This window comes from Bradyrhizobium sp., from assembly GCF_016462955.1.
Lineage (GTDB): Bacteria > Pseudomonadota > Alphaproteobacteria > Rhizobiales > Xanthobacteraceae > Bradyrhizobium.
On record NZ_JAEMSD010000346.1, the window covers coordinates 1 to 7475 of the forward strand.

Annotated in this window: 5 protein-coding genes; 1 reads left to right on the top strand and 4 read right to left on the bottom strand. The window is 65.9% G+C overall.

Translation table 11 applies throughout. The annotated features are described in order from the left end of the window. The coding region (locus JHD07_RS27585; RefSeq protein WP_291627801.1) for an adenosylcobalamin-dependent ribonucleoside-diphosphate reductase at window positions 1–2367 on the bottom strand (2367 nt) is incomplete at its 3' end. A 759-nt stretch (window positions 2368–3126) separates the two neighbouring features. Here JHD07_RS27585 and JHD07_RS27590 point away from each other — a divergent pair. Beyond that, entirely contained in the window at window positions 3127–4026 is a 900-nt protein-coding gene (locus JHD07_RS27590; RefSeq protein WP_291627802.1) for a DMT family transporter, read from the top strand. Here the strand turns inward: JHD07_RS27590 and JHD07_RS27595 are convergent. From JHD07_RS27595 to JHD07_RS27605, 3 genes are all read right to left on the bottom strand, one after another. Next, window positions 4023–6263 (bottom strand): CHASE3 domain-containing protein, encoded by a 2241-nt coding sequence (locus JHD07_RS27595; RefSeq protein ID WP_291627803.1) that lies wholly within the window; start codon window positions 6261–6263, stop codon window positions 4023–4025. The two genes, JHD07_RS27590 and JHD07_RS27595, sit on opposite strands and share 4 nt — an antisense overlap. Then, the gene (locus JHD07_RS27600) at window positions 6260–6682 is read right to left on the bottom strand and encodes a response regulator (RefSeq protein ID WP_291627804.1); all 423 of its coding nucleotides are present in this window, start codon (window positions 6680–6682) and stop codon (window positions 6260–6262) included. The genes JHD07_RS27595 and JHD07_RS27600 overlap by 4 nt, the downstream gene beginning before the upstream one ends. A 232-nt stretch (window positions 6683–6914) precedes the next feature. Next, on the bottom strand, window positions 6915–7472 hold the full coding sequence (locus tag JHD07_RS27605) for a BA14K family protein (protein ID WP_291627805.1): 558 nt from the start codon (window positions 7470–7472) through the stop codon (window positions 6915–6917). Between the last annotated feature and the right edge of the window lie 3 nt (window positions 7473–7475).

Sequence of the window (7475 nt, forward strand, 5' to 3'; positions counted from 1 at the left end):
GAAGTCCTCGCCGAAGGTCCACTTGTTGAAGGCGAACTTGATGTCGAAGGCGGTCGGCAATGCAGCCTCGGCCTTCTTGATCGCTTCATCGGTGAAGCCCTTGGCGCGCAGGGTCGAGGCATTGATGCCCGGCGCGTTGGAGAGCGAGCCGTGGCCGACAGCATAGGCCTCGATCTCGGCGATTTCGTTCTCGGGATAGCCGAGCGCGCGCAGTGCTTCCGGCACGGCGCGGTTGATGATCTTCCAGTAGCCGCCGCCGGCGAGCTTCTTGAACTTCACCAGCGCGAAGTCGGGCTCGATGCCGGTGGTGTCGCAATCCATGACGAGGCCGATCGTGCCGGTCGGCGCGATCACCGTGGTCTGGGCGTTGCGATAGCCGTGCTTCTCGCCGAGCTCGAGCGCCGCATCCCAGGCTGCCTGGGCGTGGCTGACGAGGTCTCCTTGCGGGCAGGAGACGAGGTCGAGCGGCACCGGGTTCACCGAGAGCGCCTCGTAGCCGTTGGACTGGCCATGCGCGGCGCGGCGGTGGTTGCGGATCACGCGCAGCATGTGCGCGGCGTTCTTCTTGTAGCCGGGGAAGGTGCCGAGCTCGGAGGCCATTTCGGCCGAGGTCTTGTAGGTGATGCCGGTCATGACCGCAGTGAGGGCGCCGGCGATGGCGCGGCCTTCCTTGCTGTCATAGGGCAGGCCCATGGTCATCAGGAGGCCGCCGATATTGGCGTAGCCGAGGCCGAGGGTGCGGAACTCGTAGGAGAGCTCGGCGATCGCCTTCGACGGGACCTGCGCCATCATCACGGAGATTTCGAGCACGAGGGTCCAGAGCCGGCAGAGATGCTCATAGCCCTCGACGTCGAAGCGCTTGGTGTCGGTGTTGTAGAACGTCAAGAGGTTCGCCGAGGCGAGGTTGCACGCCGTGTCGTCCAGGAACATGTATTCCGAGCACGGATTGGACGCGCGGATGTCGCCGGACGCCTTGCAGGTGTGCCAGTCGTTCATGGTGGTGTTGAAGTGCAGGCCGGGATCGGCCGAGGCCCAGGCGGCGTAACCAATTTTTTCCCAGAGATCGCGGGCCTTCAGCGTCTTGGTCACCTTCTTCGAGGTGCGGGCGTTCAGATTCCAGTCGCCGTCGGTTTCCACCGCGCGCAGGAAGTCGTCCCGGAGCGAGACCGAGTTGTTGGAGTTCTGGCCCGAGACCGTGAGATAGGCTTCCGAGTCCCAGTCGGTGTCGTAGACGTCGAATTGAATGTCCTTGTAGCCCTGCTTTGCGAACTGGATGACGCGCTTGATGTAATTGTCGGGCACCAGTGAGCGACGCGCCAATTTGATTTCCCGGCGCAGGGCAGGGTTCTTCTCGGGATCGAAGCAATCGTCGCCCGAGCCTTCGCAGTTGACGCAGGCCTTCAGCACCGCCTTGAGGTGCTTCTGGTTGATCTTGGATCCCGTGACGAGGGCGGCGACCTTCTGCTCCTCCTTCACCTTCCAGTCGATATAGGTCTCGATGTCGGGGTGATCGACGTCGACGACGACCATCTTGGCGGCGCGGCGCGTGGTGCCGCCCGACTTGATCGCGCCGGCGGCGCGGTCGCCGATCTTGAGGAAGCTCATCAGGCCGGAGGAGCGGCCGCCGCCGGAGAGCTTCTCGCCTTCGCCGCGCAAGCGCGAGAAGTTGGAGCCGGTGCCGGAGCCGTATTTGAACAGGCGCGCTTCGCGGACCCAGAGGTCCATGATGCCGCCCTCGTTGACGAGGTCGTCGCCGACGCCCTGGATGAAGCAGGCATGCGGCTGCGGATGCTCATAGGCCGACTTGGACTTGGTCAGCTTGCCGGTGAAGGGGTCGACGTAATAGTGGCCCTGGCCGGGGCCGTCGATGCCATAGGCCCAGTGCAGACCGGTGTTGAACCATTGCGGCGAGTTCGGCGCGACCATCTGCATGGCGAGCATGTAGCGGAGCTCGTCGTAGAAGGCCTGGGCGTCGTCATCTGTGGAGAAATACTTGCCCTTCCAGCCCCAATAGGTCCAGCAGCCGGCGAGGCGGTCGAACACCTGCTTTGCGCTGAGCTCGCTGACAAAGCGCTCCTTCTCGGGCAGCGCCGCGAGGGCATCGGTGTCGGGCACGGAGCGCCACAGGAAGGAGGGGACGGATTCCTCCTCGATCTTCTTCAGGCGCGCGGCAACGCCGGCTTTGCGGAAATACTTCTGGGCCAGCACGTCGGAGGCGACCTGCGACCACTCGGCCGGGACCTCGACGTTCTCGAGCTTGAACACGACCGAGCCGTCGGGATTGCGAATCTCCGACGTGGTCAGCCGGAATTCGATTCCCTCATAAGGTGACTGTCCCGCTGTGGTGTGGCGCCGCTCAATCCGCATGTCTTGCCCCGTCCTTATTCTTTGACCGGTCCCGCCTCCGTTCAGGCGTGCCGGGTCGTCATTTCACTTCGCGGCTCCCGCGGCCGTTGGCCTTTGGGCTCCGCAGCTCAGCCGGTGGACCCGGCCCTTGTTCTCCCGACGCGATGGCCCGATGCGCGCATCGATCATCCCGCCTGCCTGCCCAGACCCATCCGCCCCAAGGGGATGAGCCCGACATGCGTTCAACGCCCCACGCCATCACTTCAACCAGTGCCATCCGAGCCTGTTGCCGGCCCGTTCTGGCGCCCCAGGAGTTCCGCCTTTCGAGGGCAGACAAGCCCTCATCCGCTGCCTTTGGCTGGCCGGCGGAGCTGAAATTTGCGGTGCCCTTTGGGGGAGTGCCGGCGGGACGCAAACTCACTCGCGCCGAACGGACCGAAAGCTAGGACTCTCCGTTGCGCCCGTCAAGAACTAGTGCGAGTTCCTGAATCAAATACTAAATATGGTGGATTGTGGGGGATAACAGGGGCCTTCGCCGCGCCTGTTGTGGACCCAAGTATCGGTGAGTCCTCAGGGATTCCCAACTGAAAAAATTCGCATCCCGTGATGATGCGGAGCTTCATCCCGCTGTTCACAGGGCAGGTATATTTTTGGGCGCAGGGATTGCGCCAGCAGGACTCACGTAGCCCTACGGACGGCGAGGGCAGGCATGTCCGCCAGGCTGGTGGTTCGGGGCGCAAATCCGGGCCAAGCTGACGCTCGATTTGCCGGACCACCCACATGCTTGATTCGACGAAGCCGGTGCTGCGCCAGCGCATCGCCCCGGCCGGCTTGATGTTCCTCGCCATCACCTCGATCGGCTGGGGCTTCAACTGGCCGGTGACCAAATTCCTGCTGGGCGAACTGCCGCCGCTGACGCTGCGCGGGGTCACCGGCGTGCTCGGCGCGCTGCTGCTGGCGCTGCTCGCGGTGCTGAGCGGGCAGGGCTTGCGCGTTCCGGGCGCAATGTGGCCGCGCCTGCTCACCGCGGCCGCGCTCAACGTCACCGGCTGGATGGTGCTGATGGGGCTGGCGCTGCTCTGGCTGCCGGCGAGCGAGGCGGCGCTGATCGCCTACACCATGCCGGTCTGGGCCTCGATCATCGCCTGGCCGGTGCTCGGGGAGCGGCCGACGGTGCCGCGCACGCTCGGGCTGGTGCTGGCCTTCGCGGGGCTCGGCTCGATCATGGGCGGCAACGGCATCGCCGCCAGCGCCGAGAAGCTGCCCGGCATCATCATGGTGCTGGTCGGCGCGTTCGGCTTCGCCCTCGGCACCGTGCTCTCGAAAAAATACCCGATCCAGCTGCCGCCGCTCACGGCCGCGGCCTGGCAGATCGGGATCGGCTGCCTGCCGATCTCGATCGTCGGCCTCCTGATCGAGACCACACATTTGTCGAACGTGACGCCGCTCGGCTGGTGGCTGCTGGTCTATTCGGTCGTCGGACAGTTCTGCATCGCCTATGTCAGCTGGTTCGCGGCGCTCGCGCGCCTGCCGGCCTCGGTCGCCGCGATCGGCACCATGGCGGTGCCCGTGATCGGCGTTGTGGCCTCGGCGCTCGCTCTTGGCGAGCCACTCGGGGCCGGGCAGATCGCCGGCCTGGTGTTCACGCTGGCGGCGGTGGTGCTGGCGACGCGGGGCTAGCTGCCCAGCGCTCTCCGGATCATCTCGGCGAGCTGGTTGCGGCGGTAGGGCTTGGTCAGCAGCATCACGCCATCGTCGAGCTTGCCGTGATGGACGATGGCGTTGTCGGTGTAGCCGGAGGTGTAGAGCACCTTCACGCCCGGCCGGCGCCTTTCCACCTCCAGCGCGAGCTCGCGGCCGCTCAGGCCGCCGGGAATGACGACGTCGGTGAAAAGCAAATCAAAGCTCTGGCCGGCCTCGATCATGTCGAGTGCGGTCCTGCCGTCCGGCGCGGCCACCGTCTTGTAGCCGAGGCTCTGGAGCTGGGCGGTGACGAAGCTGCGCACGAGGTTGTCGTCCTCGACCACGAAGATGGTCTCGGCGCCGCCCGCGGCCTGCGGCCCCACGGCGGCCGCGATCTCCGCGGTGCCTTCGCCAGGCGGCAGGTAGAGCTTGATCGTGGTGCCGTGGCCTTCCTCGCTGTAGATCTTGATGTGGCCGCCGGACTGCTTGACGAAGCCGTAGACCATGGAGAGGCCGAGGCCCGAGCCCTTGCCGACCTCCTTGGTCGTGAAGAAGGGTTCGAACGCCTTCTGCTGGACGTCGGGAGGCATGCCGGTGCCGGTGTCGCTGACCGCGAGCATGACGTAGGGGCCCGCCGTCACGTCGGCATTGGCTTGCGCATAGGCTTCGTCCAGCACGACGCGGTGAGTCTCCAGCAGCAGCTTGCCGCCGTTCGGCATGGCATCGCGGGCGTTGATCGCCATGTTGAGCACGGCGTTGGTCAGCCTGGACGGGTCGATATGCGTGGTCATCGGCCCCTGTTCCAGCACCGTCTCGATCTGGATCTGCTCGCCGAGAGTGGGGCGCAGAAGCTTGGCGATATCCGTTATCGCTGCGTTGATGTCGACGTTGCGCGGCTCGAGCGGCTGCCGCCGCGCGAACGCGAGCAGATGCTGGATCAGCTCGGCGCAGCGCTCCGCGGCATCGTCGATCAGCCGCGCGGTGCGCTGCAGCTCGGGCTGGTCCCTCAGGCTCTCCACCAGCGTCTCGGTGTTGCCGGAGATGACGGTCAGCATGTTGTTGAAGTCGTGCGCGACGCCGCCCGTCAGCTTGCCGATCGCATCCAGCTTCTGCGACTGGTGCAGCTGCCGCTCGGTCTCGCGCGAGGTCGTCGCATCGTGATAGACCAGCACCGCGCCCGAGACATTGCCTTGCCCGTCCCGCATCGGCCGGCCGCTGATCATGAGATGGCGGGACGGATTGCCGCTGTGCGGGCGGACGATCATTTCCAGCTCTTCGAACTGCTCGCCGCGCAGCACGCGCGCCGAGGGCAGCTCGTCGGCTGCGAGCGGGGTAATGCCGTCGCCGTGAAACACGTCGGACAGCGCGCGCAGATTGCGCAGGTTCATGCCGGTGCGATGCAGCAGCATGCGCTCGGCGGCCAGATTGGACAGCAGTACGTTGCCCTCGGCGTCGATGACCAGCACCGCCTCCGCCATGCTGCGAAACGTGCTCTGCAGCACGTTGACCGACAGCCGCAGCTCGTCATGCGCAGTGACCAGGTGCTCCGTCCGCTCAGCCACCGCATCTTCGAGCGCCGCCTTGGCGGCCTGCGTCTGCTCCAGGGAGGTCTGGAGCTCGCCGGTCGCGCGGCGGCTTTCGCGCATCACGAGCGCGACCAGCAGAAGGATGAGCACGGCGCCCGCGACGTCGATGCCGAGCAGCACGATGCCGGTGCGGCGCGAATCCTGGGATCGTTCGGCGAGCAGGCGTTCTTCCTGCGCGCTGAGATGGTCGAGGTCTACCATCACGGTCTGCATCAGGCCGCGGCCCTCGGCCTTGCTGTTGAGCGCGGCGATGCCGGCCTCGTCGTTCGCCGCGCGCAGGCGTATCGCTTCAGCCGCAATCTCGACCCGGCGCAGCGCCAGGGGTTCGATCCCCTCCAGCAGCGCGACCTGTTCGGGATTGTCGCGCAGGCTGCGCTTGAGCTCGGCGAGCGCCGGCGCGATCCCGGCGCGTGCGGCTTCGAATTCGGTGCTGAAAGCCTGGCTCCGGAAGATCTCAAAGCCGCGCGCGGCGCTCTCGGCCCGGCGCAGCAGCAGGCGCAGATCCGAGATCTTCTTCTGCACCCGCACGGTATGATTGACCCATGCCGCGTCGGACCGCGCCTTGACGTCGAGGGCAATCGAGGCCGCAGTGATGATCAGGAGGATGGCAAGTCCGGCACCCAGAATGACGCGCTGCGTTGCAATCAAGGGGCTTCTTTCTTGTCCTTCGGCGGCGCGCTTTCGCCGGCGCCGGCCAGGCATTCCCGGATCGTGGTCAGCAGCGTTTCCGGCGTGAACGGCTTGCGCAGGCAGCGCGTCGCGCCGAGTTCCAGCGCCATGCGGAGAAAGTCGGGAGAGGGCGAGGCGGAAGAGGCGAAGGCGTAGCCCGACATCGCGATCAGCGGAGTGCTCGGCGCACGTTCGTGGAAGATGCGGATGGATTCGAAGCCGCGCATATGAGGCATGAAGATGTCGACCAGCATGACGTCGAAGGCCTGCGATTCCAGCGCGGCCAGCCCTGTTTCGCCGCCGTCGGTGAGCGTGACGTCGAAGCCCTGACGTTGCAGAAGGACTTCGATGGTCGCGCCAACCATCGGATCGTCATCAACCACGAGAATACGCGGCATGACACTCCCAGCAATCGAGGTCCCCACTTGATTGTGATATCCGCGAATCGTGGGCCGGGTCAATTTTGGATTGGATCGCTGCTGATATGCACGGCGCAGTGCATAAGCCACGTTTGCATTGCGTAGGCAGCCTAGCGCCCGCGACTGTGCGGAAAACAGACGACAAGCACCTCAACGCAAAAGAGGCGCCGCATCACTGCGACGCCCCTTGCTTCACGCGTTGGCGATTCGGTTACGGGCAGGGATGCCGCTTGCCATCGTAACCCAGATAAGTCCCCGACGCCGGGTCGTAGGACTTGAAGCGCTGCGCGCAATAGGCGGAGTCGCCGCCGCCATCCTGCACCACTGCCACCGAGGGCTCATCATAGTAGCTGCTGCCGTAGTAGTAGGGATCATCGTAGTAGCCGCCGCCATAGCCATAGCCGTTGCCATAATAGGCGTATGAGCCGATCCCGCCGATGGCAGCGCCAGCCGCGAAGCCCGGCAAGAAGCCGCCGCCGCGACGATGGTTGTGATTCCAGTGACGGCCGCCGCCGCCACGCCAGTTGCCTCCCGGTGCATACTGGCGAGGCCCGCCGTAGGACGGCGAAATCCCGGGACGGGAAGCCCCTGCGAAGTTGCCGCCACCACCGGGACGGACCGCAGGTCCGGCTCCGAAATTGCCTGTGCTCGGACGCATGGCGGCACCGCCGCCCATGCCGCGGCCTCCGCCCTGGAATGCCGCTCCGCCGCCCATCCGGCCGCCACCGCCGCCGCCGCCGATGGATGCACCACCGCCGCCGCCGCCCATTGC